The following is a 23,861-nucleotide window of genomic DNA, read 5'->3' as shown; positions in this document are numbered from 1 at the left end:
GTCCCGCCACACAGGTGCTGCGCCGTCCGTGAACGTGAGGTCGAGCGCGGGCCGCATCAGCTCGACCGTGAAGACCGGGCCGAAGGAGTCCTGCGTGGACGGTGTGACGTCGTGCGACTCGTCCGACCCCGGGTAGCGCACCCAGAGGTGCGGGGCGGCGAACGACCGGGAGTTGTCGTAGTGGATCGTGATGCCGGGCATCTCAGCGCCCGCGGGAGAGCAGGCGGGTGAGGAACGGCGTCGCGAGGTCGAACGCGGTCGCCATCAGCGCGGGCGGGTCCTGGTTGAGCGTGTCCTCGCGGCGCAGCGCGGCGAAGTCGACGTGCTTGGCCGCGACACCCGCGGTCGCGAGGAGGCCGACGAGCTCGTCGGCGACGATCCCGTACCCGGAGGTCGTCGGGTGGACACCGTCGAGCCCGAAGAGGCCGCCCTGCAGCCTGCCGGTCCGGTCCGAGCGGAAGAAGCGGGTGTCGAGGTCTGCGAGCTCCGACGGGAGCCGCTGGGCCTGCCACGCGTTGCGTGCACGGGCATCCGCGTCGGTGACGAACCGGCGGTAGGCCAGGCCGTCGAGGACACCGCAGAGGTCGAAGAGGAACCAGTCCCGGCCGTGGCTGCGCGCCTGGCGCACGGCGTCGGCGATGGCGTCGTTGTACTGGTCGATCGCCGAGTCGACGGCGCGCGCCTGCTGGTGGGTGAGGTGCCGGTGCTTGGTGGGGTCGAAGCGGGCTTCGTCGATCCACGGGTCGGTGTAGAAGGGGAAGTACCGCGAGCCCGGTTGCCACTTCTGGCCCGGCGCCTGTGGGTTCACGCCCTTCGCGATCGGCGCGATCGTCACGTGGGGCACGGTGGCGAGCACGACGCGGCGCGTGCTGATCGGTTCGAGGGCCCGCACCAGCTCGGCGAACTCGGTGGCGAAGTGGGTGGGGCGCCACACGTTGTAGCTGCCCTTGCGGTCCAGGTCGTCGTAGCCGTCGCCGCTCCACCGGACCACCTTGTCGACCACGGAGCGGAGCGCGTTGTTCCCGCCGAGGACGACGACGAGCGTGTCGATGCCGCCGTTGCGCCCGTGCCACCCGGCGGCCCCGATCTGGGTCGCGGCCACACCGAACGGCGCGAGCACGGACGAGGCCGCGATGTCGTTGTCGTTGGAGGGCACCGCGCCGAGCAGGTCGTCGTGCGCGGGGTTGGCAGCGATCAGGGCGGTCGCCCGGCCGGCGGTGTACGACAGGCTGTCGCGCACGTCCCAGCCGTAGATGCCCAGGTTCTCGTAGCGCAGGTCGGTGCGGGGCGGCCTGCTCCCGTCGCCGCGCTCCCAGAAGTCCTCGTTCTCGTCGGCCAACCGCTGCAGGGAGAACGGCAGCGCCAGCGCCTCGAACGCGTTGATGCGGTCGCCGAACTCGGCCTGCAGCCCTCGCAGCAGGCCCTCGATGTTGAACGGCAGCCCGCCGAGCGGGCCCCCGTACCCGGGCACCTGGAACGGGACGTCGAGGCAGCGGGCCAGGAGGGCGGGCCACGAGAGGTCGGTTCGCGACACGGCCCCGCTGGTCAGGCCATGGGTCAGGGAGTCGCCGACCGTGACCAGCCGGTGCACCGGGTCGGTGGGTGGTGCCGGGACGTCCGCGTCGCGCTGACCGAGCTCGACCCCGAGCGCCGGGTCGTCGATGCGCGGCCGCAGCAGGTCGGTCACCACGACGTCGGGCGGGGTGTTCGGGTCCAGGTACTCCGGTGGCAGCGCGGCCATGTTCCCCTCCTCGTGATCCCTCGCCGGTCCATCCTGGTCCGGCCGTGGAGGAGAGGCGAGCGCGGAGCGCTGATACCCACCGCACCCGACCGAACACGGACAGGAGACCCCGGCGGGCCGCGCGCCACAGGAACCGGACAGGAAGCGCACAGGAACGCCCCACCGCCCGTTCCTACCTTGGGTTTCGACCAGCCGTCCCAGCACCGGAGGAACCGTGAGGCACGAGCCCACCTACGAAGGACGCCCACTCGTCCGACCGGACGAGGAGGTCGTGGACCAGGGCCTCGGCTTCGACGTCACGACCCTGTTGAGCCGCAGGCGGATGCTGCGGGCGCTCGGGCTCGGCGCGGCCGCCGCGAGCCTCGGTGCCTGCGGCAGCGGCACGACCGGTACGACAGCCGCGTCCGGCACGGGTCTGGTGGAGATCCCGGACGAGACCGCGGGCCCCTACCCGGGCGACGGCTCGAACGGCCCCAACGTGCTGGCGGAGAGCGGCATCGTCCGCAGCGACATCCGGTCCAGCTTCGCCGGGGCGAGCGGCACGGCCGATGGCGTCCCGCTGACCATCCGGCTGACCGTGCTCGACATCGCGAACGGCGGGTCCGCCTTCGCCGGTGCCGCGGTCTACGTCTGGCACTGCAACCGCGACGGCGGCTACTCGATGTACTCGGACGCGATCGAGGACCAGAACTACCTGCGTGGGGTCCAGATCGCCGACTCGGCCGGCCGCGTGAGCTTCACCAGCATCTTCCCGGCCTGCTACTCGGGACGCTGGCCGCACATCCACTTCGAGGTCTACCCCGACCAGGCCGGCATCACGGATGCCTCGAACGCCATCGCCACGTCCCAGATCGCGCTTCCCCAGGACGCGTGCGAGGTCGTGTACGCCCAGCCGGGCTACGAGCAGTCGGTCCGCAACCTGTCGCAGGTCACGCTCGCCACGGACAACGTCTTCGGCGACGACGGCGGGGCGCGCGAGCTCGGCGCCGTGACCGGCGACGTCACCACCGGCTACACCGTGTCCCTCACCGCCGCCGTCGACACGACGACCACCCCGACCGCCGGCAGCGCTCCCGGCGGGCCGCCGCCGTCGCGCTGAGCGGGGGACTTGTTCGACGCCCTGTGTTCAGGCGGGGACTGTCGGTAGAGTCGCCGCCGTGGCCGGCCGCCGAAGATCCCTCAGCCTGGTGCTCAACGGCACGTTCGGCCGTGCTCTCGAGGTGGCCGTCGAGCTGGAGGACTGCCTCGGGCTCGCCCGCGGCCAGGCAGGCCTGGAGGCCACGCTGTTCCGCGCGCGGGCGCTGGCCCGCGACCTCGAGGACGCCTTCCTGGACGCGCTGTCCATCCGCGCCCCGCTCGTCGGCGACTACGACGGCGCGCTCGGCTCGGCGCGGGACCTGGTCGCCGTGCTGCGCCGGATCTACCCGCTCGTCATGGACGTCGACGACGACCGCTACGACGGCGTCAAGAGTAACGTCGACCACGCCTTCGCGTGCGCGCAGGTGTTCGTCACCGTGCTGGAGATGGCCGAGGAGCGCGGGCCGGGGGAGCCCGATCTCGTGGTCGTACCGGCGGAGGGTTCCGCCGAGGCGGAGGAGATGGAGGAGCAGGTGCGGGAGCAGTGGGCCCGGATCCTGCCGTTCCAGGGCGAGCGGAACTGACGTCCGCTACTCGGTCGTGGCCACGCGCATCTCGATGGTCCTGGTGTGGTCGCGCCGGAAGTACTCGGTGTGGGCGGGAGGCAGCGGGGGCCGGTCGAGGATGAGGTCGGCCGCCTTCTCCGCGATCATCACCACCGGGGCGTAGGTGCCGGCGTTGGTGACGACCGGCATCACCGACGCGTCCACCACGCGCACGCCGTCGAGGCCGTGCACCTCCATCGTGTCCGGGTGGACGACCGCCCGGTCGTCGGTGCCCAGCCTGCAGGACCCGGCGTAGTGCATCGCCGACTCGGCGTGCCCCACCACCCAGTCCCAGATCCGGTCGTCGCCCCGCACGTCCGGTCCGGGAGCGAGCTCCCCGCCGTCGTACCGGGCGAGCGCCGACTGCCCCATGATCTCCCGGGTCACGCGGATCGCGTCGACCCAGTCGCGCCGGTCCTGCTCGGTGGACAGGTGGCCGAACCGGATCGCCGGTGGCGTGCGCCAGCTCGGCGAGGCGAGCCGCACGCTGCCGCGCGAGCCGGATCTCGTCACCCCGACCTGAACCTGGAACCCGTACGGGCCGGTGGGCGAGGTCGGGCACGTCTTCGAGGCCGTCGGCAGGAACTCGTACGCCAGGTTCGGGAACGCCAGGTCGTCGTTGCTGCGGGCGAAGCCGCCCACGTCCGACGGGTTGGCGGCGGACCGCAGCGACACCGGCTTGGTGCAGGCGTGCTGGATCCGCACGACGAGGTGGTCCTGCAGGTTCGCGCCCACGCCCGGGAGGTGGTGCACGACCGGCACGCCCACGGACTCCAGGAACGCGGCGTCGCCCACGCCGGAGAGCTGCAGGATGTGCGGGCTCTTGATCGCACCCGCGCACAGGATCGTGTCGCGGCTGAGCACGCGGTGCACGCGGCCGCGCCGGTCCGCGAACTCGACGCCGACCGCGCGGGTGCCGCGGAACACGATCTTCGTGACCGTGGTGCCGGCGCCGACGGTCAGGTTGGCGCGGTCCATCGCCGGTCGCAGGTAGCCGCGGGTGGCCGACCAGCGCCGGAACCTCCGGACGTTGTGGTCGAGGGCCCCGAAGCCCTCCTGCCGGTACCCGTTGACGTCCGGGGTGGCGTGGTGCCCCGCCTCCTGCGCGGCCAGCAGGAACGCCTGGGCGAGGACGTTTCCCGGGCGCGCCTTCGCCACCGCCAGCGGGCCGCCCCTGCCCCGCAGCGGCCCGGGTACCTCCGCGTCCTCCATGCGCTTGAAGTACGGCAGGAGATGGGCGAAGCCCCACCTCTGCATCCCGGGCTGCGCGGCCCAGCCGTCGTAGTCGAGGGGGTTACCGCGCTGGTGGAGCATCCCGCGCAGACTGCTGATGCCACCCGGCACCCGGCCCGCCGGCAGGTTCAAGCGCCGCCCCAGCAGGCCCGGCTCGGGCTCGCTGCGATGACGCCAGCGACCCGGACCCCGCGCGAACGCCCTGCCCAGCACGTCCCACGAGTGGTCGGCCCGTCCGTTCTCGAGCACGAGCACCCGGCGCGCCGGATCCGCCGACAACCGGTTCGCCAACACCGAGCCCGCCGAACCACCACCGACGATGACGTGATCGAACGACCCGGTCACGGGGTCCCCCTCGTGGCAATGCCGGCCATGGCGGGTCGCTTCACCCGATCGGAGCGCAGGAGCGCCTCTTGATCGCGCTGGACGGTACACGGCGTGACCGGGTCGCGGCCGGTCGACCCGGCGCACTTCGCGGCGGCCGCCGGGGTTCTGGCGGTGATCACGGAAGTGGTGGGAGACGCCAGATCCGTCGCCCACACCCCACTCCCGGCGATCGTCCCGCGCGGATGCCGCGCCCGGCCGGGCCGCCCAGAAAAATCTTCGGCCGGGATGTCGAAGGCTGTCGTCCTGCTCCGACCAGTTGGCGAGGCGGGGGAGAGCAGCTCCCCCGCGGGGCACGAGGAGCAGCGACGATGGGCAAGGTCATCTGCGGGATCGCGATGTCGGTGGACGGCTACACGGCCGGCCCGAACCAGCGGGCCGACGCCCCGTTCGGTGACGGGGTCGGCGAGAGCCTGCACCGGTGGATGCTCGAGGCCGCCGACGAGAACACCGCCGAGATCGAGGCGCTCACCTCGGCGGGGGCCTACATCATGGGCCGCAACATGTTCAGCCCCGGCCGCGGGGAGTGGGACCTGGACTGGACCGGCTGGTGGGGCGAGGAGCCGCCGTACCACGCGCCGGTCTTCGTCCTCACCCACCACGAGCGGGAGCCCGTCGAGATGAAGGGCGGCACCACGTTCCACTTCGTGACCGGCGGGATCACCGAGGCGCTCGACCGCGCCCGCGCCGCCGCGGGCGACCGGGACATCGCGATCGCCGGCGGTGCCGCCACCGTGAACCAGTACCTCGCCGCCGGCCTGGTCGACGAGCTGCACCTGCACGTCGCGCCGGTGGTGCTCGGCAAGGGCGAGCGCCTGTTCGAGGGCGTCGGCCGGCTGGACCTCAAGGTCGTCGCGGCTCGGCACACCGACCTGGTGACGCACGTGCGCTACGCCGTGGGCGGCGGCCGCTAGTCACGCCGCCTCCGCGACGAACTCCGCGAACGTCTTCGGCCTGCGTCCGCCCAGCTTCTCGATCGTGTCGGTCACCTCCACGTCCTGGGGGCGGGTGCGCAGCGTCGCCCACAGCTTGGACAGGTGCGCCACGGCGTGGGCGTTGATGCGGCCGCCGACGGCCTCGGCCCACGACTCGTCTGTGACGTTCTCGTAGGCGACGTCCCGGCCGAGCCCGGCGGACAGGGTGGCGACGATCTCCTTCACGGTCAGGAGCTGGCCGACCACGGGGTACGCGTTGCCCTCCGGCACGTCCGCCGCGGTGAGCACGGCTGCGGCGACGCGGGCCACGTCCTGCCCGGCGACCAGGGGGAGCACGGTGCTGTCGTCGCCGAGGGGCATCGTGAGTGCTCCGGAGGCGGTCGCGAGCGCGTGGATGTTCTCGAAGAACACCGTGGCCCGGACGTGGGCGGCTCCGATCCCGGCCCGTTCGAAGACCTGCTCGGACAGGTAGTTCTCCCGCATGCGGGGTGTCGGCGCGTCCGGAGCGGACACCAGCATCACCATGTCGACCAGCCGCTCCACCCCGGCGTTCCGGGCGGCGACCGCCATGTTGACGGTGGCGTCGAGCAGCCCGGCCTGGACCGGGTAGGCGAAGTAGACGGCGGAGACGCCCTCCACCGCGCGCTGGACCGACAGGAAGTCGAGGAAGTCGGCCTCGACCACCTCCGCCCCGAGACCGCGCAGGTACTCGGCCCGATCGTCGAGTGTGCGGACCATCGCGCGCACGGGCACGTCCCGCTGCAGCAGCAACTCGGTGACGCGTCGGCCCGTCCTGCCCTGCTGCCCGCCGGCCGCGCCGGTCACGAGCACGGTTCCACTCGCCATGACGTCCCCTCCTCCGCTGGTACCACCTGGTACCAGCGACTGTGGTACCAACAGGTACCAGATGTCAAGGAGGGGCGATGCCGGCAGCGGACGGGGCACGCGAGCGCATCCTCAGCGCCGCCTTCTCGGCGTTCGTGGAGGGCGGTTACGCCGCGACCAGCACGCTCGAGATCGCCACCCGGGCACGGGTGTCCAAACGGGAGCTCTACGCGCTGGTCGGCAACAAGCAGCAGATGCTCGAGGCCTGTGTCCGCGAGCGCGCCGCGCGGCTGCGGGTGCCCGCCGACCTACCCGAGCCCCGCGACGTCGAGACCCTCCAGGCGGTGCTGGTCGGGTTCGGGACGCAGCTCCTGCGCGCGACGACGGATCCCACCGTCGTCGCCGTCTTCCGGCTCGCGATCGCGGAGGCGGTGCGGGCGCCCGAGATCGCACGGACGCTGCACGTGCTCGGGCAGCAGCCCGCCCGCGCCGCCCTGACCGGGATCATGGAGCAGGCCGTGGCCCACGAGTTGCTCACGGGGCGCCCGCCGGAGCTGGCCGAGCAGCTCGCCGCGCTGCTGTGGGGCGACCTGATGATCACCCTGCTGCTCCGCGTCACCGACCCGCCGACACCCGCGGAGATCGACTCCCGGGCCCGCGGCGCGGTGTCCGCCTTCCTGCGGCTGCGCCGGTCGACGTGATGCGGCCGGCTCAGCGGGCGTCGGCGGCGACGCCGATGCCGAAGGCGATGAGCAGGCCACCGGATGCGCGGGTGAGCCACTCGCGCAACCCGGAACGCTTGACCAACCGCCCGGCCCCGGCGAAGGCGACGGCGTAGCCCACGAGGGAGCCGAGGCCGAGCACCGCGAACGTGAGGCCCAGCGCGGTGGGGAGCAGCGGACCGGCGTCGTGGGGGACGAACTGGGGGATCACGCTCGTGAACACGAGCACGGTCTTCGGGTTGGACAGGTCGCAGACGAAGCCCTGGCGGAACGCGCGGGCCGTCGAGACCGGGCCCGTCGCGCCGACGACGGCCGGTGCCTGACGCCGCGCGAGCACCAGGCGCAGGCCCAGGTAGATCAGGTACGCGGCGCCGACGAGCCGCAGCACCGTGAACGCGGGCCCGGACAAGACCAGCAGCGCCGTCACGCCCGCCACCGCCGCCCCGACCCAGATCAGGTCGGCGATGAACACACCGGCGGCGATCGCGAGCGCGGCCCCGGCGCCGCGGCCCATCGCGTTCTGCATGACCAGCACGACGGCCGGGCCCGGGATCGTGACCAGCACGGCGACCAGGGCGACGAACGCGAGGTAGAGCTCCATGCCGCGGAGCGTACGGCTCGCGGATCAGCGGCACGGCACCTTGTCCGGCTCGCCTTTCCGGTCCGGGCCTTCCGGCTGCTCGGTCATCGGCCCGGCCTCGACCTCGCTGCACTTCGCCGGGGTCGCTCCCGGCGTCTCGGTGACGCCTACGGGGTCTCCGTCCCCGTCCCCGGCGAGCAACCGGCCGCCGAACAGCACCGCGACCACGACCGCCACGACCGCCGCTGCGGCCACGACCCATCGTCGGCCGCCCGGCCGGGCCTGCGGTGCCGGTCGTCGCGCCGGGACAGGTCGGGCCGGCCGCTCCGGCCGGGCCACCGGCTGTGGCGCAGGCGGTGCGGCGTGCGGCGCCGACCCCGGCGAGGGCTGCACGTCGGCACCCTCCTCGTCGGCGAGGAACCGCCGGTAGGCCTCGATCGCCGCATCACGGGCCTCGGCCAGGTCGCGGTCGTCGACGGGCTCGGGTCGGCCGGCGGTCACCACGCCGTAGAGCAGTTCGAGTGGCCGCCCGTGACGATCGCGCAGGGTCTCCGGCTCGCTGCCGGGCAGCAGCTCCGCCGCGGCCGCGTGCTCCTCCCGGTACGTCACGACCACCGGGCCGAACCCCGTCGTCGGCAGCTCCACCACCGAGCGGCCGTCCGGACCGGCAGGCCCGGCGCCCACGTGCTCGGCCAGGAGGTGGTGCTGCCGGTTCCGCACCAGGAAGTCGGGGGCGAGCACCACGCGGTACCCGACGCGCCGCCCGCGCGCCACGAGGAACGGCCATCGGCTCACCCGCTCACCTCCTGCCCAGCTCGGAGTTGGGCATGATCGCCTCGAGCCTGCGCACCGCGGTGTCGAACTGGACGAGCACCCGTTCGCGCGCAGCCCGGTACCGGCCGAACTCCGCCTCGTGCAGCTCGCGTGCGTCGGCAACCCGCTCGTACGGGGTTGCGGCCCACTCCGCGAACATGCGGGTCACCTCGGTGGCCGCCACCCCGACGACCCCGGGCATCATGCCGGCGAACACCGCCCCCAGCGCGCGTCCTGCGGACCCGTTCAAGAACGTCCCGAGACCCGACAGCACGTCGACGGCTCGCACCCGCATCGAGCGGCCCTTCAGCGACCGGCGAAGGGACTCCTCCAACTTCCGCCGCGTCTCGTCGTCGATCGTGCGCTCGACCTGGCGGAAGAGGTCCGGCACCACAGCGCACAGCGGGACGTCGACGTTCATCGGCCGGACGGTCCCGCCCGATCTCTTGACGACGGAGCCGTCCTCCCGCAGCTCGGCGAAACCGCGGCCGACCGCGCTCACCGGGATCAGCCGGACGAGCTGGTTCGGGCTCGAGTACACGAGACCGCGGACGTGGTCGAAGGCCATCAACGCGCCGATAACGCGGTCGAGCCGCAGCTCGTCGTCGGCATCCGGTGGCTCGCCGAAGCCGCGCACGAGGTCCCATTTGGTGATCACGAGCTGGACGGGCGCCCGCGCGCTCTGCAGCAGCCCGAGCAAGGAGCGCAGCTCGAACTGGAGGTAGTCGTGACCGGCGGGCTCTCCCCGCAGCAACTGGAGGATCCGTTGCCCGTCGAGCAGCCCGAGCAGCGCCTGCGCCGAGCGGATGTGACCCTGCAGCTCCTGGAAGCTGCTCCGCCCCGTCTCCGGCGCGTGCTCCAGCAGCTCGCCCGCGTAGTCGAGGTAGACGACGTCGAGGAGGTGGTGGCGGGCGCCGCCGTCGTCGAGCGCCACGCAGTTGAAGACGTAGTCGGTGAGCTCGGCGATCCGGGTGGATCGCGGCCACTCGCGCCGCGTGTCGCTGACGGTCCGGTACACGCCGTTGAGCGCGACGCGTTGCTCCGGCGTGGCGTCCAGGTAGAAGGAGCGTCCGGGCGCGAGGTGGTCGAGCTCGTGGAACATGCTGGCGAGCAGCACGGTCTTCCCGGATCCGGGGAGCCCGAGTGCCACGACCTTGAAGGTGGGGACGGACGCGGCCAGCTGCTCGCTGCCGGCCTCGTCGGGCGCTTGCTCCGCGTGCCGGTCGGCCTTGCCGCGTCGGCGGGATTTGACGGCCATGACTATCACCACCACCACGACGACCAAGATGACCAGTTCCAACGGCGTGCTCCTCACGCTCTGTCCTTGGCGGGAGTGTGGTGGGGCAGCGCCGCGTCGCCCAGGAGGTCGACTACTCAACTTGCTGTGCACCGTGGTGTCGAACCCTCACAATGAGTGAGGGTGGCGGTGGGGGGAGCCGGTGACGCAGGTGTGGCCGTCGCACGCGCGGAAGGCCGAGCTCGAGACGATCCTCGCCGGGGTGACGTCCGCTCCGGGGCGCGTCGTGCTCAGGGGCGGAGCCGGCGTCGGTAAGACGCACCTCGCGCGTGCCGTGGCCCGAGCCGTCACGGGCCGGGGCTGGACGAGTGAGTGGGTGTCGGCGACCGCGGCCATGCGGTCGGTGCCGTTCGGGGCTCTCACCAGGTTCGTCGGCCCGGAGGTCCGTGACCTCACCAACCGCACCGAGGTGCTCCGCGGCATCATCTCGCGATTCGTCGCGCCGGGTTCCGGCGTCCCGGAGCTGCTGGTCGTCGACGATGCGCAGCACCTCGACGAGGGGTCGGCCGCGTTGGTGCACGAGCTGGCCGTGTCCGGCCGGGTGCCGATGCTGCTGACGGTGCGGTCGGACGAGCCGGTCACCGACGCGGTACGCAGGCTGTGGCTGGACCGGTTCGCCGCCCTGATCGACGTCGAGCCGTTCGACCTCGACCGCACCCGCGCCTTCCTCGCCGAGGGGCTCGGCGGTCCCATCGACTCCCTGAGCGCCCACCGGTTGTGGCGGTGGACGGGCGGGAATGCGCTGTTCCTGCACGAGCTCGTCCGGGCGGGACGCGGCATGGGACGGCTCGTCCTCACCGACGGGTTCTGGAGCTGGGTGGGGCCCTCTGGTGTGTCGGCGGGCGTGCTCGACCTGCTCGGCGACCGCATCGGCGTGCTCGACGCCCCTCAGCGGGAGGCGCTCGTCCTGGTCGCCCTCGGTGAACCGTTGGAGAGCGCGACGCTGCACCGGCTCTGCTCGGCTCGCACGCTCGACGACCTCGCTCACGCGGGGCTGCTCGCCGTCGAGCGCGCGGGCAACGGATACGCGTTCCGGATGCCGCACCCCTTGTATGCCGACGCCGTCCTCGTGACCGCGACCCCGCTCCTCGTCCAGCGGCTGCGGCGCGCACTCGCCGACGCGATGACCGCCTCCGGCGACGTCGATCCGCAGCAGCTGTTGCGCTCGGTTGCGTTGCGCCTGGACGCCGAGGAGCCGCCCGACGCCGAGGAACTGGTTCGGGCGGCGACCGTCGCGGTCGACCTGTTCGACGGCGCGTTCACCGAACGCTGCGCAGCGGTGATGCCCGAGACGAGGCCGGAGCGCACCGTCCTGCTGGCTCGTGCCCTTGCGCTGCAAGGACGAGCGGCCGAGGCCGAGGCGCTCCTCGCGGGCTCGGGCGATGGCTCGCTCCTGCCCGTCCGCGCGCGGAACCTCGCCTTCGGCCTGCACCGGCCGGATCGGGCCAGCGAGCTGCTCCGGGAGGCGCTCTCCGGGGCCACCGACGAGAACCGGGTCGATCTCGTCGATGCGCTGGTGACCACGTTGACCTTCGCCGGCCGCTACCGGGACGCGGTCGACGTGCACCGGCGGTACGCGAGCGAGCTCGAGGCGTCCGGGCGGGATGACCTGGGGATCGGGACCAGCACGCACGCGGTGGCGCTGACCCAGATCGGAGATCCGCCGGCCGCGATCGAGGTGGTCCGCCGCGTGCTCGCCGGGCCCCGCACCGGGGAGACCGCTCTCGCCGCGCGATCGGCGCTGGTCAATGCCCTGCACCACGCCGGCCTGCTCGACGAGGCGGAGCGGGCCGCCGAGGAGCTGCGTTCGTGGGGCGTCGAGTCCGGTCATCCGGGCGCTCTCGCCAACGGTTGCTTCCTCGGCGGGCCCGTCGTGCTGGAGCGAGGCCGCTGCCGCGACGCTGCGCGGCTGCTGCGGGAAGGGGTGAGCCTCGGCCGCTCGAACGACCCGCACGGCATGGTGCGGTTCGGCCTCGCGTGGCTCGCCGCCGCCGAGGCGATGGCCGGAGCAGGCGAGACCGCCGCGCAGCTCGACGCCGAGGCCAGGGCGCTGCGCGAAGCGCGGCCGGCGAAGCGGATGGTGGCCGAGAACGAGGACGTCGCCCACGCGCTCGTACTGGCCTCCCTCGGCCGGATCGCCCATGCCCGCGAGACCCTCGCCGTGCTGGGCCAGGTCTGCGCGAAGGAGGGCGCCCTGCTGTACGTCGCGGTGGCTGCGACCCTGCTCGCCCGGCTCGGCGACCCGACGACTGCGGGGCGGTTGTTCGAGGAGGCGACCGGGCACGCGGACACGCCGCTGCTGCGCGTGCAGACCGAGCACGTGCAGGCACTGCGGACCCGCGAGCCCGGTGCACTCCTCGCGGTGGCCGACGGCTATGCGCGTCTCGGCGCCTTCCACACGGCTGCTGAGGCGGCCGACATGGCCGCCGCACGGCACGCCTCTGCCGAGCGGGTACGAGCGGCCGCGGCTGCCGCGGCCCTTCGGGACGAGCTGCTGGGTGAGTGCGACGTCGGGCCGTTGCCGTGGTGGCCGTCGTACCACCGGCACGATCTGTCGCCTCGTGAGCGAGAGGTGTCTCTGCTCGCCGCCCGCGGTCTCAGCAACCGGGCGATCGCCGCCGAGCTGGTGCTGTCGGTGCGCACCGTCGAGAACCACCTGCGATCGGCGTACGTGAAGCTCGGCATCACCCGTCGAGGCGAGCTGGAGCCCGCGTTGAGGGCCGCTAGGCCTCGGTTCCGCCAAGGGCATAACCGATCATCGACGAACGGTCCGTTCGTCGGATAGGTACCGACCGACGCGCCGTTCGTCGGTATCGGGCAGTGTTCCGCTGTGGAGTTTGCAGACGTCGTGCGCCGCCGGCGCATGGTCCGGGACTACGACCCCGACCGTCCGGTGCCACCCGAGGTGCGGGAGCGGCTGCTCGCGCACGCGATCCGGGCGCCGTCGGCGGGGTTCAGCCAGGGGTGGGCGTTCCTGGTGCTGGAGTCCCCCGAGGAGCGGGACCGGTTCTGGGCGGCGACCGCCGGTGACGGCGCGCCCGACCGTTGGCTCAGCCGGATGCGGCGCGCGCCGCTGCTGATCGTGCCGCTCTCGCACAAGGCGGCGTACCTGGATCGCTACGCCGAGCCGGACAAGGGGTGGTCCGACCGCGACGAGCGGCGCTGGCCCGTGCCCTACTGGGACATCGACACGGGGATGGCCGCCCTGCTCATGCTGCTCACCGCGGTGGACGAGGGCCTCGGCGCGTGCTTCTTCGGTATTCCGCCCGACCGGACCGCCGGCTTCCGGGAGGAATTCGGGGTGCCGGCGGAATACCGCCCGATCGGTTGCATATCCGTCGGCTACGAGGGAAAGGACGACAGGCGCTCCCCCTCGCTGCGGCGCGGCCGCCGCTCGGTGGCCGACGTGGTGCACCGTGGTCATTGGCAGGTGTGAGCAGTTCCCCGTTCCCATCCGGTCACTCGGCCAGCAGCTCCATCGGGGCTCCGCGGGGTGCCTCTATCATTCGCGGGTGTCCGTCACCGATGACCTGGAAATGTTCGAGCTGCTGGATGCCGCCTCGTTGCCATTGCGGCAGCAGCGGATCCTGCTCGCGATCCGGGACTGGGTGGTCCGGTACGGGTATGCGCCCAGCACGCGGGAGATCGGTGACGCGGTGGGGCTGCGCTCGCCGTCGTCGGTGTCGAAGCACCTCGCGAGCCTGGAGGAGAAGGGGTTCCTGCGGCGGGGCGCCACCGTGGCCCGGCCGATCGACGTGCGGGCCTTCCTGCACGAGCCGCAGGCGCGGGACGCGGGCGACTCGGTGTCCGTGCCCGTGGTCGGCGACATCGCCGCCGGCACCCCGATCCTGGCGGAGGAGCACGTCGACGACGTCCTGACCCTGCCTCGCGAGCTCGCCGGGCGCGGCAACGTCTTCGCCCTCCGCGTCCGCGGCGACTCCATGATCGACGCCGCGATCTGCGACGGCGACACGGTGGTGGTGCGGCAGCAGTCCGAGGCCTACTCGGGTCAGATCGTGGCCGCGATGATCGACGGCGAGGCCACCGTGAAGGTGTACCGCCGCCGGAACGGCCACGTGTACCTCGAGCCGCGCAACCCCGCGTACGAGGTGATCGACGGCGACGAGGCCGCGGTGCTGGGCATCATCGTCTCGGTGCTGCGCAGCGTCTGAGCCTCACCCGAGGTGCGGCTGCGCGAAGCGGGCGTACGTGCCGTCGTTCTGCGCGATGCGCAGCCAGCCGTCAACCCATTCCTTCAGCACGACGTCGCCCCGGGGCAGCAGGTACGCCTTCTCGGAGAACGTGAACGGCGCCTCGGGGTGCACCGCGCACAGCTCGGGGTGCTGCTGCTGTTGCCAGCGGGTCTCGGTGGCGTCGGTGATCATCAGGTCCGCTCGGCCGGCCAGGATCTCCTCGAAGATCGTGTTGTTGTCGGGGTGCCGGACGATGGTGGCCCGCGTCAGGTTGGCGTCGGCGAACTTCTCGTTCGTGCCGCCGGGGTTGACCACCGCCCGCACCCCGGGCTGGTTGATCTGCTCCAGGGTCTGGAACCGGGCCACGTTCTCGCAGCGCGTGATCGGCGTCTTGCCGTCCACGAGGTAGGGGTCGCTGTAGAACGCGCGCTTCGCGCGGTCGGTGGTGACGGAGATGCCGCCCATCGCGATGTCGCAGGTCCTGCCGAGGTCGTCCACGAGCGTGCCCCACGTGGTCTTCACGAGCGTGAGCCGCACGCCGAGATTCGCGGCCAGGTCGCCGGCCATGTCGACGTCGATGCCGGTCCACTGCCCGGTGGCCTCGTCGAGGTGGGTGAAGGGGCGGTAGTCGCCGGTGCTGCAGACCTTGACCTCGCCGTTCGCGAGCACGGCGTCGAGCACGCTCTGCGCGGGGGCCGGCTCGGGTCGGGGCTCCGTCGAGCACCCGGCGACGAGCGCCACCGCGGCGACCGCGCCCGCGACGATCCGGGCGATCATGACGTGGCGCGGCGTGCGGTGATGATCCACATCGCCGAGGGGTACGTCACCCCGTCGGGTCCGACGTGCTCCTCGAGCGTCCTGCGCAGGGCGGCCTCTCCCTCGGCTCGGCCAGCGTCGTCGAGCTCGGTGAGCAGGCCGCCGAGCAGCGCCGCCACGTACCGCTGGGCGGCGGGCACGTCCGGGCCGTAGTACATCGGCTCGCTGACGCCCTGCAGCTGCGGCTCGGCGAAGCCCGCTGCCGTCAGCAGGGTGCGTACGCGGCCGGGGTCGCCGAGTGCGAACGGTCCTGGGCCGTCGGGCGGCGGCATCGGCAGGTCCCGGCCGACGGCAACCGCCCGGCGGAACGCCGTGAGCCACGGGTTCGACCCCATGTCCTGCCAGACCAGCAGCACCATCCGGCCGTCGGGCTTCAGGGCGCGGGCGAGGTTGGCGAAGGCGGCGACGGGATCGCCGAAGAACATCACGCCGTTGCGGCTGATGATCCGGTCGTAGCGGGCCTCACCGAGGTCGGCGACCTGCACGTCGGCCTGCACGAACGAGACGTTCGCGACGCCCTCGACAGCGGCCCGCCTGCGGGCGGTGTCGAGCATCCGAGCGGACAGGTCCACCCCGGTGGCGCCGGCCGCCCGCCGGGCCGCCTCGCGAGTGGTCAGCCCGTTGCCGCAGCCGACGTCGAGCACCTGCATGGTGGGTTTGATCGCCGCTGCGTCCAGGAACGGCTGCAGGTAGCGGGCGACGCCCGCGTCGAACAGGTCGGCGTTGTCGGCCCAGAACTCCCCGGTGGGGCCGTCCCACGCGGTGGCGGCGTCGGCGTTGGACGGGTCGATCTCGGTCATCTCTTCCCCGTCGCGGCGATGAGCTGTTCCTCCGCGTCCGGTCCGGCGGCGATCCGAGGCAGCCGCAGCACGAACCACAGGCCGGCCACCCACCAGAGGCCGACGATCAGCCACTCCGCCGGCCAGGCGAGCGCCGCCGGCATACCGGGCAGGTACAGCACCGCGAGCACGAGGCTCAGCCCGGCGGCGGCCCAGCCGATCACCGGACCGGCCGGCACGCGGAAGGGCCGAGGCATGTCCGGCTCGCGGCGGCGCAGCACGATGAACGACAGGGAGACGAGGAAGAAGGCGATCACGATGTTGACCCCGCCCGCGTCGACGAGCCACACCAGCATCTGCCGCCCGAACAGGGGGGCGATGACCGACAGGCCACCGATCACCAGCAGCGCGTGCGTCGGCGTGCGGTAGCGCGGGTGCAGGTAGGCGAGCCAGCGGGGGAGCATGCCCGATTCGGCCATGGCGTAGAGGATGCGGCTCGCGCCGATGAGGAACCCGTTCCAGCTGGTGAGGATGCCCGCGATGCCACCGAGGATGAGCAGGGTGCCCATCGTCGGGCTGTCCCACAGGGCGGTCATCCCGTCGGCCGTGGCCAGCTCGGCCGCCGCCAGCTCGCTGTGCGGGAGCGCGGAGGCGACGCTGAGGACGACCACGATGTAGAACACGGTCGCCATGAGGACGGAGACCACGAGCAGCTTGCCGACCTGCCGCTGCGGCAGGTTGATCTCCTCCGCCGACTGCGGGATCACGTCGAAGCCGACGAACAGGAAGGGGGTGGCGACGAGCACCCCGACGAACCCGGCCAGCCCGCCGGTGAACCACGGTTCGAGGTGCCTGGTCTCGCCGCCCACGAACGCGCCGGTGAGCAGGACGAGACCGACCGCGATCAGGAACGCGACGGCGATGGTCTGCGCGACGCTGGCCGGGCGGATGCCGATGTAGTTGATCCACGTGATCAGGACCGCGCCGGCGATCCCGACCAGCGCCCACGTCGCGTACACGTCGTAGCCGGCCACGGACCACAGCCGCCCGGCGAGCATGTCCGGGGCGAGGTAGAGCACGGTCTGCGGCAGCGCGACGGCTTCGAACGCGACCACCGAGACGTACCCGAGCACGATCGCCCACGATGTGACGAAGGCCGGCCGGGAGCCGAGGGCGCGCAGCGCGTAGTTGTGCTCACCTCCCGCCTTCGGCATCGCGGAGACCAGCTCCGCGTAGGCCAGCCCGACGAGCGTCATGATCAGGCCGCCCACGACGAACGCGAGCGCGGCGCCGAGCGTGCCGGCGTCCTCGAGCCAGCCGCCCGTGAGCACGACCCAGCCGAAGCCGATCATCGCTCCGAATCCCACGGCCAGGGTGTCCCAGCGTCCGAGGGCCTTGATGAAGCCGGTGCCTTCGTGGTCGGTCATGAGCGCTACCTCCTCCGAGGAGGAATCGATGATCACACCTGTCGGACCGATGGGCCAGACCTGTCTGACGACTCGTAGGCAGCCGGGCGCTGCTCGGACCGGGGGGCGGCCTCGGTCACGTGCTCGGCGGTAGGCGACGCGCGCGGCGGGCAGGTCGTCGAGGTGGCGCAGCAGGGTGCGCCGCTCCTCGATCTGGGCGGTGTCCGAACGGGATTCATGTGACGTGGGGCACATTCGACCCCGTGACACGACGGTGTCGGCGAGCGTTCCGTCATCCGTCACTCACAGTTTGCTTTCAGGCTTCGGGGCTAGCCTGGCCGCCGTCCACCGGATGACAGCTGAACCCGAGGTGTGAAGCCCGCATGTCCGAGCAGATGTACGACTTCGTGATCGTGGGCGGCGGGGCGGCTGGATGCGTGCTCGCCAATCGGCTGAGCGCCGACCCCGACACCAAGGTGCTGCTCCTGGAAGCGGGACGGCCGGACTACTGGTGGGACCTCGCCGTTCACCTGCCGCTCGCGATGGGCATGCCGGTCGGCAGCCCGGCGCACGACTGGCGCTACGAGGGCGAGCCGGAGCCGCTGCTGCAGGGCAGGCGGCTCGGGCACCCCCGCGGCAAGATCCTCGGCGGCTCCACCAGCATCAACGGGATGCTCTACACCCGGGGCAACCGGGCCGACTACGACCGGTGGGGGCAGGAGACCGGCACCGACGAGTGGGACTACGCACACTGCCTGCCCTACTTCCGCAGGCTGGAACGGCGGGTCGGTCCGGCGGAGGACGCGTTCCGCGGTCGCAGCGGCCCGCACACCATCGCGCCGAGCCCGACCGAGGGGCCGATCTTCGAGGCGTTCTTCGCGGCGGCAGCGCAGGCGGGTTACCGGGTCCTGAACGACACCAACGGCTCCGAGCAGGAGGGCTTCGCGCCGCTCGACCAGGGTGTGCGTGGCGGCAGGCGGGAGTCGGCGTCCCGGGCGTACTTGTGGCCGGTGCGCGGGCGCGCCAACCTCGACGTCCGCACACGGGTGCTGGTCACGAAGGTCGAGATCGAGGGCGGTCGCGCGGTCGGCGTGCGGTTCCGCCACGGCGCCACCGAGACGCTCGCGCGGGCGAAGGAGGTCGTGCTGTCCGCCGGGGCGGTCGGCTCGCCGCAGATCCTGCAGCTGTCCGGGATCGGCGACAAGACGCTCCTGGAGGCGCTCGGGGTGCCCGTGGTGCAGCACCTCCCGGGTGTCGGACAGTCCCTGCAGGACCACTTCGCCGTGCACATCCAGCACACCTGCACGCAGCCGGTGTCGATGGCGGCGGTCCGCCGCAAGTCGCACTGGCCGAAGATCGTCGCTGACGCGCTGCTGTTCGGCCGCGGGCCCGGCGCGTGGAACCCGATGCGGGCCGGCGGGTTCGTCCGCAGCTCGCCGGAGCAGTCCTACCCCGACCTGTTCTTCGTGCTCGCCCCGCTCGCCATGCAGAGCGAGGAGCGATCGATGCCGGTCGACCAGCACGGCTACCAGATGCACGTCGAGGTGATGCGGTCCGAGGCCCGCGGATCCGTCCAGATCAGGTCGGCCGATCCCGCTGCCCACCCGGCGGTGCAGGTCAACTTCCTCTCCGGGCCGGAGGACCGCTCGCGCTGGCTGGCCGCCGTGCGGCTCGCCCGTGAGCTGCTCTCCCAGGAGGCGATGCAGCAGCTCGACGGCGGCGAGTGGCTGCCCGGCGCCGAGGTCCGCACCGACGACGAGATCATGGACTGGGTGACCCGCACCGGGCAGACGGGCCTGCACCTGTCGTGCAGCGCGCGGATGGGCGCCGACGACGGCGCGGTGCTCGACCCGGCGACGATGCGGGTGCGCGGCGTGGAGGGCCTGCGGGTCGTCGACGCCGCCGCGTTCCCGTCGATCACCAACGCCAACACCTACGCTCCCGCGCTGATGATCGCGGAGAAGGCGGCCGACATCGTCCTCGGCAACACCCCGCTCGCGCCGGAGTACCCGGCTGTGCCGTCCCCGGTGGGTGACACCGCGGGCAATGCCTGACGCTCCCGCGGGCGCGTCCCGGCTCCGCGGAGCACTCGCCGGCTGGAGCGCCCCGCAGCACCGCGACGGGCTCGCGCTCGTGCTCAGCTCGGGTCTCACGTCGGTCATCGGGCTGCTCTACTGGGTGGTGGCCGCCCGGCTGTTCCCGCCGGACGTCGTCGGCGTCAACAACACGCTGATCTCGACGATGACGCTGATCGGCGTGGCCGCGCAGCTCAACCTCGGCAACGCCCTGCTGCGCTTCGTGCCCGTTGCGGAGCGCTCGGCCAGGCGCCTGGTGCTCACCTGCTACGCCGTGGGGGCCGTGGCCGCCGCCCTGGCGGGCGGGATCTTCGCGCTCGGCGCCGGATGGTGGGCTCCCGAGCTGCAGGGCGCGGTCGGTGCGGGTCCGCTGGCGCTGTTCTTCGTGCTGTCCACGCCGATCTGGACCGTGTTCGTCATCCAGGACTACGTCCTCACCGCCGTCAAGCGGGCCACGGTCGTGCCGCTGGAGAACCTGGTCTTCTCCCTGCTGAAGATCGCGTTGCTCGGGGTTGGGGCCATGGTCGCGTTCGGCGGGTCGATCGCCGTCTCCTGGATCGTGGCCACCGCGCTGATCGTGCTCGCCATCACCGCGTACCTGCTGCGGGTGCTGCCCGCTCCGGTGCCCGGCGAGTCGCCCGCGGCGTCACCGGTGCGTCCCCGCGCCGTCGCCCGGTTCGTGTCGGCCGACTGGACCGGCGGGCTGTTCACGAACGCCGTCGAGTTCGGGCTGCCGCTGCTCGTGCTGGTGACGCTCGGGGCCGAGCAGGCCGCGACGTTCGGTGTGGCGTGGGCGATCGCGTACGGGCTCTACCTCGTGTCGCACGGGATGGGGCAGTCGCTCGTGGCGCACGTGGCGACCGACCCCGCTGCGCTGGACGCCGCCCGGCGCAGCACGGTCACCCGGTCGCTCGCCCTCGTCCTGCCCGCCGCGCTCGTGATCGTCCCGGGCGCGGGGCTGATCCTGTCGGTCTTCGGCGCGCACTACGCCGCGACGGGCACCACCCTGCTCGCGCTCGCCGCGCTCTCGGCGGTGCCGAACGTCATCGTCACGGCGGCCCTCTTCGGCGCCCGTGTGCAGCAGCGACGAGGCGTCCTGATCGGGGTGCCCGCGGTGCTCGCGGTGCTGGTCATCCCGCCCGCGCTGGTGCTCATGCCCGCGCTCGGGCTCACCGGGGTGGGCGTCGCGCTGCTGGTCGGGCAGTCGGTGGTGGCGGCAGCGATCCTGGTCGGCTACTGGATCTCGAGGAAGCGGGTCAGCCGGCCCACGTGAGCCGGTGGATCCAGACCTTCGGCAGCCGGGTCGGCGAGGTCTCCACCGACGCCCAGCGCGTGCGTGCGGCGGCGAGGAACTCCCCGGTCAGCGGGCGCTCCGGGTCGGCGATCCAGACCTGACCGCCGTCGCCGACGAGCCGGGGGAGCAGGGCCTGCATCTCGTCCACGTTGCGCTGGCCGTACAGGACGTCGGAGGCGAGCACGAGCTGGAACGGTGCCTCGGCCACGAGCTCGCCGGGGTCCTCCCACGAGCAGCGGGCGGTCTCGATGCTCGCTCCGTTCTGCTCGGCGTTGACCGCGGCGAAGGCGAGCGCGTCCGCTGATCGGTCGGTGGCCAGCACCCGCGCGCCCGCAAGAGCGGCGGCCACTGCGGGGAGGGCCAGGCCGCAGCCCAGCTCCACGGCTCGCGTCCCGGTCCAGTCGCGCTCCGACACGGCGTGGGCCAGCTCGATCCCGCTCGGCCACAGCTCCGCCCAGTACGGGGGGTAGGCCTGGTCGGCTGCGACGTCGTCCTCGTACAGCAGGGCGGCGGGGTTGCGCGGGTGCACGAACCGGATCCGGCCCTCGTGCAGGTCGATGGAGCCGGCGAGGAGGTCGAGACGCGGATCGGTGGGTGCCGGGCGCCGGGCGATCTCGGTCGGCGACGGCGGCTCCATCCGGCCAGTGTGCACGGCGGCGCCGGGTGGATGGAGTGCCTCTTCAGCGCTTCAGGGGATCATGGCCCCAGTTCATCAGGGAGAAGCGCCAGCGGGAGCCCTCGATGTCCTCCTCGGACGGTCGTTGGGCCAGGTGTCGCCGGACGTAGCCGACGACCTTGCGCATGTGGGCGTAGTCGTCGTCGGCGAGCTGGTTCTTCTTCCCGAGGATCTCCACGATCCTCCGCCCGGACCCGTGCCCGACCGACTCGCCGCCGCCCTTGGACACGCCGACCGACTTCGACTCGTCGGTCCCGAGCCAGCGCGCGGCCGGTCATGTTCACCGCGTCGTCGAAATCCGTGCGGACGCGGTCGCTGTCGTCGCTCACTTCCGCTTCAGGGCCGACGGCTTGTGGACGGCCTCGCCGCCGCTCTTCTCGCTGCGCACGCGGTACTGCGGGTCGTCCTCGCTCGCACGCACGGTGCGCCCGGCCGCCTCGGTGTCGGAGGTTATCTCCTCCTCGACCACGCCCTCCGCCGTGCCGCCGTGCGAGGACCAGGTGACGCGGTCGCCCTTGCGGAATCGCTCAGCCACGTCGTCCTCGTACCCGGCACCGACCGCGACAAACGATGGCTTGACAAAAAAAGTTGTCGGTGAGACCGTCGACGGGTGCAGGAGCTCACCGTCATCGACGATCCGGCGGCTGCCGGCGTCTCGCTCGACCCGATCCGGGCCCGGCTGCTCGCGGAGCTGGTCGAGCCCGGATCGGCCAGCAGCCTCGCGAGCAAGGTCGGCCTGGCCCGGCAGAAGGTCAACTACCACCTGCGAACCCTGGAGCAGCACGGCCTGGTCGAGCTCGTCGCCGAGCGGCGCAAGGGCAACATGACCGAGCGGGTCCTCCAGGCCACCGCCGCGAGCTACGTGATCTCTCCCGCGGCGCTCGGCTCCGTCGCACCGGATCCGGCGCGGTCGCCCGACCGGCTCTCGGCCCAATGGCTCATCGCCGTCGCCGCGCGGGTCGTGCGGGAGGTCGGCGAGCTGCTCGCGGGTGCGACCAAGGCCCGCAAGCGGCTGGCGACGTTCGCGATCGACGGCGAGGTGCGGTTCGCCACCCCGGCCGACCGGGCCGCGTTCGCCGACGAGCTCGCCCGGGCCGTCACCGACCTGGTCGGCAGGTACCACGACGAGACCGCGCCCGGCGGACGCCGCTACCGGGTGGTCGTCGCGGTCCACCCCGAGCTGCAGGCGGAAGGGACGTGACCGAGCGCCGGCTGGAGAAGCACGTCGACCTCGACGCCTCTCCCGAGCAGTTGTGGGAGGCCATCGCAACGGGGCCGGGGATCGCCACCTGGTTCGTCCCCCACGCGGTCGAGCCCCGCGAGGGAGGCGCCGTCGAGCAGGACTACGGCGGCGGGTTCACCACGGAGGGCCGGGTCACCGCGTGGGAACCGGGCCGCCGGTTCGCCTACGGCGCCTTCGGGCAGCCCGAGGACGGGCGGCCGAACTACGCGTACGAGTTCCTCGTGGAGGGCCGCGACGGCGGTGGCACGGTGCTGCGTTTCGTGCAGAGCGGGTTCCTCGACGGCGCCGACTGGGACGACGAGTACGACAGCTTCGACGCCGGTTGGTCCCTGTTCCTCCACAACCTGTCCAGCTACCTGCGCTACTTCGCGGGGCTACCCGTCCGGAACGCCGTCGCCATGAGCTACACGCCCGGGAGCGCGCGCGACATCTGGCCGGTGCTGCACCGCGCGCTCGGCATCGCCGGGCAACCCGCCGTCGGCGGAACCACCACGCTGGCGCCCGACGGGCCCGCTCCGATCACCGGCGTGGTGGACGTCGCCGACGAGGAGTTCCTCGGTGTCCGCTCGGAGCACGGCCTGCACCGCATCGGCGTCGAGGGTGAGAACGGCTGCGGCGTGAGCGCCTACCACTACGTCTACGGCCGTCCGGTCGACACCGAAGCGCTCACGTCCGACTGGCAGCACTGGCTGGAGAAGATCATCGAAGAGGGGAAGTCATGAGCGAGAACTGGAAGCCCGGCACCTTCGTGCACCTGGACCTGACCGTGCCCGACGCGCCCGGCATGCGGGACTTCTACTCCGCAGTCGTCGGCTGGAAGCCCGAGCCGCTCGGCGACGACTGGATGATGCTCGCGCCCGACGGCACACCCGTGACGGGGATCTGTCACGCGCGCGGCGAGAACGCCGACCTGCCGCCGCAGTGGCTGGCCTACATCGCCGTCGACGACCTCGACGCGTGCGTCGCCGCGGCGCGGGAGCACGGCGGCGAGGTGGTGGCGGGCCCGAAGGGCGAGGGTGAGGGCGGCTACGCGGTGATCCGCGACCCCTCAGGCGCCGTGCTCGCGCTCATCGAGCGGGGAACGACCTGCGATTAGCCCTCTGGTGGGCCGAGATCCGCACTTTCGGGCGTCCATGGCGGTGCTACCGGCCATCTACACCCGATACT

Annotated in this window: 23 protein-coding genes and 1 pseudogene; 12 read left to right on the top strand and 12 right to left on the bottom strand. The window is 72.5% G+C overall.

The window, feature by feature from the left end:
• Positions 1-202 precede the first annotated feature (202 nt).
• Complete coding sequence (locus FB388_RS27930) at positions 203-1,741, bottom strand: SGNH/GDSL hydrolase family protein (protein ID WP_142105102.1); 1,539 nt, start codon at positions 1,739-1,741, stop codon at positions 203-205.
• A 214-nt stretch (positions 1,742-1,955) separates the two neighbouring features.
• Here FB388_RS27930 and FB388_RS27925 point away from each other — a divergent pair, with 214 nt between their 5' ends.
• A complete protein-coding gene (locus FB388_RS27925; RefSeq protein WP_142105101.1) occupies positions 1,956-2,840 on the top strand; it encodes an intradiol ring-cleavage dioxygenase in 885 nt (294 codons plus the stop codon).
• A gap of 58 nt (positions 2,841-2,898) precedes the next feature.
• Positions 2,899-3,402: a hypothetical protein gene (locus tag FB388_RS27920; protein WP_142105100.1), complete on the top strand. Its 504-nt coding sequence runs from the start codon at positions 2,899-2,901 to the stop codon at positions 3,400-3,402.
• 6 nt (positions 3,403-3,408) lie between these two features.
• Here the strand turns inward: FB388_RS27920 and FB388_RS27915 are convergent, their stop codons facing one another.
• A complete protein-coding gene (locus FB388_RS27915) occupies positions 3,409-5,001 on the bottom strand; it encodes a GMC family oxidoreductase N-terminal domain-containing protein (RefSeq protein ID WP_142105099.1) in 1,593 nt (530 codons plus the stop codon).
• Positions 5,002-5,351: 350 nt separating this feature from the next.
• Here FB388_RS27915 and FB388_RS27910 point away from each other — a divergent pair, with 350 nt between their 5' ends.
• Positions 5,352-5,954, top strand: a complete 603-nt coding sequence (locus FB388_RS27910; RefSeq protein ID WP_142105098.1) for a dihydrofolate reductase family protein — start codon at positions 5,352-5,354, stop codon at positions 5,952-5,954.
• Here FB388_RS27910 and FB388_RS27905 read toward each other — a convergent pair whose 3' ends face one another.
• Entirely contained in the window at positions 5,955-6,821 is an 867-nt protein-coding gene (locus FB388_RS27905; RefSeq protein ID WP_142105097.1) for an NmrA family NAD(P)-binding protein, read from the bottom strand.
• Between the two features lie 77 nt (positions 6,822-6,898).
• On the opposite strand from FB388_RS27905, the gene FB388_RS27900 reads away from it, so the two are divergent.
• Entirely contained in the window at positions 6,899-7,501 is a 603-nt protein-coding gene (locus FB388_RS27900; protein WP_142105096.1) for a TetR/AcrR family transcriptional regulator, read from the top strand.
• A gap of 10 nt (positions 7,502-7,511) precedes the next feature.
• Here FB388_RS27900 and FB388_RS27895 read toward each other — a convergent pair whose 3' ends face one another.
• The 3 genes from FB388_RS27895 to FB388_RS27885 are packed head-to-tail and all read right to left on the bottom strand — an operon-like array spanning position 7,512 to position 10,173.
• Positions 7,512-8,123 (bottom strand): LysE family translocator, encoded by a 612-nt coding sequence (locus FB388_RS27895; RefSeq protein WP_142105095.1) that lies wholly within the window; start codon positions 8,121-8,123, stop codon positions 7,512-7,514.
• Positions 8,124-8,147: 24 nt separating this feature from the next.
• A complete protein-coding gene (locus FB388_RS27890; protein WP_142105094.1) occupies positions 8,148-8,897 on the bottom strand; it encodes a hypothetical protein in 750 nt (249 codons plus the stop codon).
• Between the two features lie 4 nt (positions 8,898-8,901).
• Positions 8,902-10,173 (bottom strand): TRAFAC clade GTPase domain-containing protein, encoded by a 1,272-nt coding sequence (locus tag FB388_RS27885; RefSeq protein WP_142105093.1) that lies wholly within the window; start codon positions 10,171-10,173, stop codon positions 8,902-8,904.
• 181 nt (positions 10,174-10,354) lie between these two features.
• On the opposite strand from FB388_RS27885, the gene FB388_RS27880 reads away from it, so the two are divergent.
• From FB388_RS27880 to lexA, 3 genes are all read left to right on the top strand, one after another.
• Complete coding sequence (locus FB388_RS27880; protein WP_142105092.1) at positions 10,355-12,997, top strand: helix-turn-helix transcriptional regulator; 2,643 nt, start codon at positions 10,355-10,357, stop codon at positions 12,995-12,997.
• 45 nt (positions 12,998-13,042) lie between these two features.
• Positions 13,043-13,648 (top strand): nitroreductase family protein, encoded by a 606-nt coding sequence (locus FB388_RS27875; protein ID WP_142105091.1) that lies wholly within the window; start codon positions 13,043-13,045, stop codon positions 13,646-13,648.
• 100 nt (positions 13,649-13,748) lie between these two features.
• Positions 13,749-14,384, top strand: coding sequence for a transcriptional repressor LexA (gene lexA, locus FB388_RS27870; protein WP_142106340.1), 636 nt, complete (start codon positions 13,749-13,751; stop codon positions 14,382-14,384).
• A 3-nt stretch (positions 14,385-14,387) separates the two neighbouring features.
• Here lexA and FB388_RS27865 read toward each other — a convergent pair whose 3' ends face one another.
• From FB388_RS27865 to FB388_RS27855, 3 genes are read right to left on the bottom strand one after another with little or no spacing between them, the layout of a single operon-like run.
• Complete coding sequence (locus tag FB388_RS27865; protein WP_142105090.1) at positions 14,388-15,182, bottom strand: transporter substrate-binding domain-containing protein; 795 nt, start codon at positions 15,180-15,182, stop codon at positions 14,388-14,390.
• Entirely contained in the window at positions 15,179-16,021 is an 843-nt protein-coding gene (locus tag FB388_RS27860) for a class I SAM-dependent methyltransferase (RefSeq protein ID WP_142105089.1), read from the bottom strand. The genes FB388_RS27865 and FB388_RS27860 overlap by 4 nt, the downstream gene beginning before the upstream one ends.
• On the bottom strand, positions 16,018-17,427 hold the full coding sequence (locus FB388_RS27855) for an APC family permease (RefSeq protein ID WP_142105088.1): 1,410 nt from the start codon (positions 17,425-17,427) through the stop codon (positions 16,018-16,020). The genes FB388_RS27860 and FB388_RS27855 overlap by 4 nt, the downstream gene beginning before the upstream one ends.
• A 362-nt stretch (positions 17,428-17,789) precedes the next feature.
• On the opposite strand from FB388_RS27855, the gene FB388_RS27850 reads away from it, so the two are divergent.
• A complete protein-coding gene (locus FB388_RS27850) occupies positions 17,790-19,460 on the top strand; it encodes a choline dehydrogenase (protein ID WP_142105087.1) in 1,671 nt (556 codons plus the stop codon).
• Complete coding sequence (locus tag FB388_RS27845; protein WP_142105086.1) at positions 19,453-20,754, top strand: lipopolysaccharide biosynthesis protein; 1,302 nt, start codon at positions 19,453-19,455, stop codon at positions 20,752-20,754. The genes FB388_RS27850 and FB388_RS27845 overlap by 8 nt, the downstream gene beginning before the upstream one ends.
• On the opposite strand, the gene FB388_RS27840 is transcribed toward FB388_RS27845, so the two are convergent.
• The 3 genes and pseudogenes from FB388_RS27840 to FB388_RS27830 form a co-directional block, all read right to left on the bottom strand.
• Positions 20,738-21,412 (bottom strand): class I SAM-dependent methyltransferase, encoded by a 675-nt coding sequence (locus tag FB388_RS27840; RefSeq protein ID WP_142105085.1) that lies wholly within the window; start codon positions 21,410-21,412, stop codon positions 20,738-20,740. The genes FB388_RS27845 and FB388_RS27840 overlap by 17 nt on opposite strands.
• Positions 21,413-21,455: 43 nt before the next feature.
• Positions 21,456-21,729, bottom strand: a pseudogene (locus FB388_RS27835) (DUF3140 domain-containing protein).
• A gap of 47 nt (positions 21,730-21,776) precedes the next feature.
• The gene (locus FB388_RS27830; protein ID WP_142105084.1) at positions 21,777-21,986 is read right to left on the bottom strand and encodes a hypervirulence associated TUDOR domain-containing protein; all 210 of its coding nucleotides are present in this window, start codon (positions 21,984-21,986) and stop codon (positions 21,777-21,779) included.
• A gap of 75 nt (positions 21,987-22,061) precedes the next feature.
• On the opposite strand from FB388_RS27830, the gene FB388_RS27825 reads away from it, so the two are divergent.
• Genes FB388_RS27825 through FB388_RS27815 form a run of 3 tightly spaced genes read left to right on the top strand, consistent with a single transcriptional unit; the run spans position 22,062 to position 23,790 of the window.
• Positions 22,062-22,652, top strand: a complete 591-nt coding sequence (locus tag FB388_RS27825) for an ArsR/SmtB family transcription factor (protein ID WP_142105083.1) — start codon at positions 22,062-22,064, stop codon at positions 22,650-22,652.
• Complete coding sequence (locus FB388_RS27820) at positions 22,649-23,416, top strand: SRPBCC family protein (protein WP_142105082.1); 768 nt, start codon at positions 22,649-22,651, stop codon at positions 23,414-23,416. The genes FB388_RS27825 and FB388_RS27820 overlap by 4 nt, the downstream gene beginning before the upstream one ends.
• Positions 23,413-23,790 carry a VOC family protein gene (locus FB388_RS27815; RefSeq protein ID WP_142105081.1) on the top strand — a complete coding sequence of 126 codons (378 nt, stop codon included), beginning with the start codon at positions 23,413-23,415 and terminating at the stop codon, positions 23,788-23,790. Before FB388_RS27820 ends, FB388_RS27815 begins: the two co-directional genes overlap by 4 nt.
• Positions 23,791-23,861: the final 71 nt, after the last annotated feature.

The sequence above is a fragment of the Pseudonocardia cypriaca genome, from assembly GCF_006717045.1.
Taxonomy (GTDB): Bacteria; Actinomycetota; Actinomycetes; order Mycobacteriales; family Pseudonocardiaceae; genus Pseudonocardia; species Pseudonocardia cypriaca.
Note: the sequence above shows the minus strand (reverse complement) of the source record. Positions and strands in the feature narration are given on the sequence as shown.

Coding starts and splice junctions, on each gene's coding strand:
- FB388_RS27860 (WP_142105089.1), bottom strand. CDS start 16,021: ATGACCGAGATCGACCCGTCCAACGCCGACGCCGCCACCGCGTGGGAC.
- FB388_RS27895 (WP_142105095.1), bottom strand. CDS start 8,123: ATGGAGCTCTACCTCGCGTTCGTCGCCCTGGTCGCCGTGCTGGTCACG.
- FB388_RS27900 (WP_142105096.1), top strand. CDS start 6,899: ATGCCGGCAGCGGACGGGGCACGCGAGCGCATCCTCAGCGCCGCCTTC.
- FB388_RS27855 (WP_142105088.1), bottom strand. CDS start 17,427: ATGACCGACCACGAAGGCACCGGCTTCATCAAGGCCCTCGGACGCTGG.
- FB388_RS27885 (WP_142105093.1), bottom strand. CDS start 10,173: ATGGCCGTCAAATCCCGCCGACGCGGCAAGGCCGACCGGCACGCGGAG.
- FB388_RS27850 (WP_142105087.1), top strand. CDS start 17,790: ATGTCCGAGCAGATGTACGACTTCGTGATCGTGGGCGGCGGGGCGGCT.
- FB388_RS27930 (WP_142105102.1), bottom strand. CDS start 1,741: ATGGCCGCGCTGCCACCGGAGTACCTGGACCCGAACACCCCGCCCGAC.
- FB388_RS27865 (WP_142105090.1), bottom strand. CDS start 15,182: ATGATCGCCCGGATCGTCGCGGGCGCGGTCGCCGCGGTGGCGCTCGTC.
- FB388_RS27840 (WP_142105085.1), bottom strand. CDS start 21,412: ATGGAGCCGCCGTCGCCGACCGAGATCGCCCGGCGCCCGGCACCCACC.
- FB388_RS27905 (WP_142105097.1), bottom strand. CDS start 6,821: ATGGCGAGTGGAACCGTGCTCGTGACCGGCGCGGCCGGCGGGCAGCAG.
- lexA (WP_142106340.1), top strand. CDS start 13,749: ATGTTCGAGCTGCTGGATGCCGCCTCGTTGCCATTGCGGCAGCAGCGG.
- FB388_RS27910 (WP_142105098.1), top strand. CDS start 5,352: ATGGGCAAGGTCATCTGCGGGATCGCGATGTCGGTGGACGGCTACACG.
- FB388_RS27815 (WP_142105081.1), top strand. CDS start 23,413: ATGAGCGAGAACTGGAAGCCCGGCACCTTCGTGCACCTGGACCTGACC.
- FB388_RS27845 (WP_142105086.1), top strand. CDS start 19,453: ATGCCTGACGCTCCCGCGGGCGCGTCCCGGCTCCGCGGAGCACTCGCC.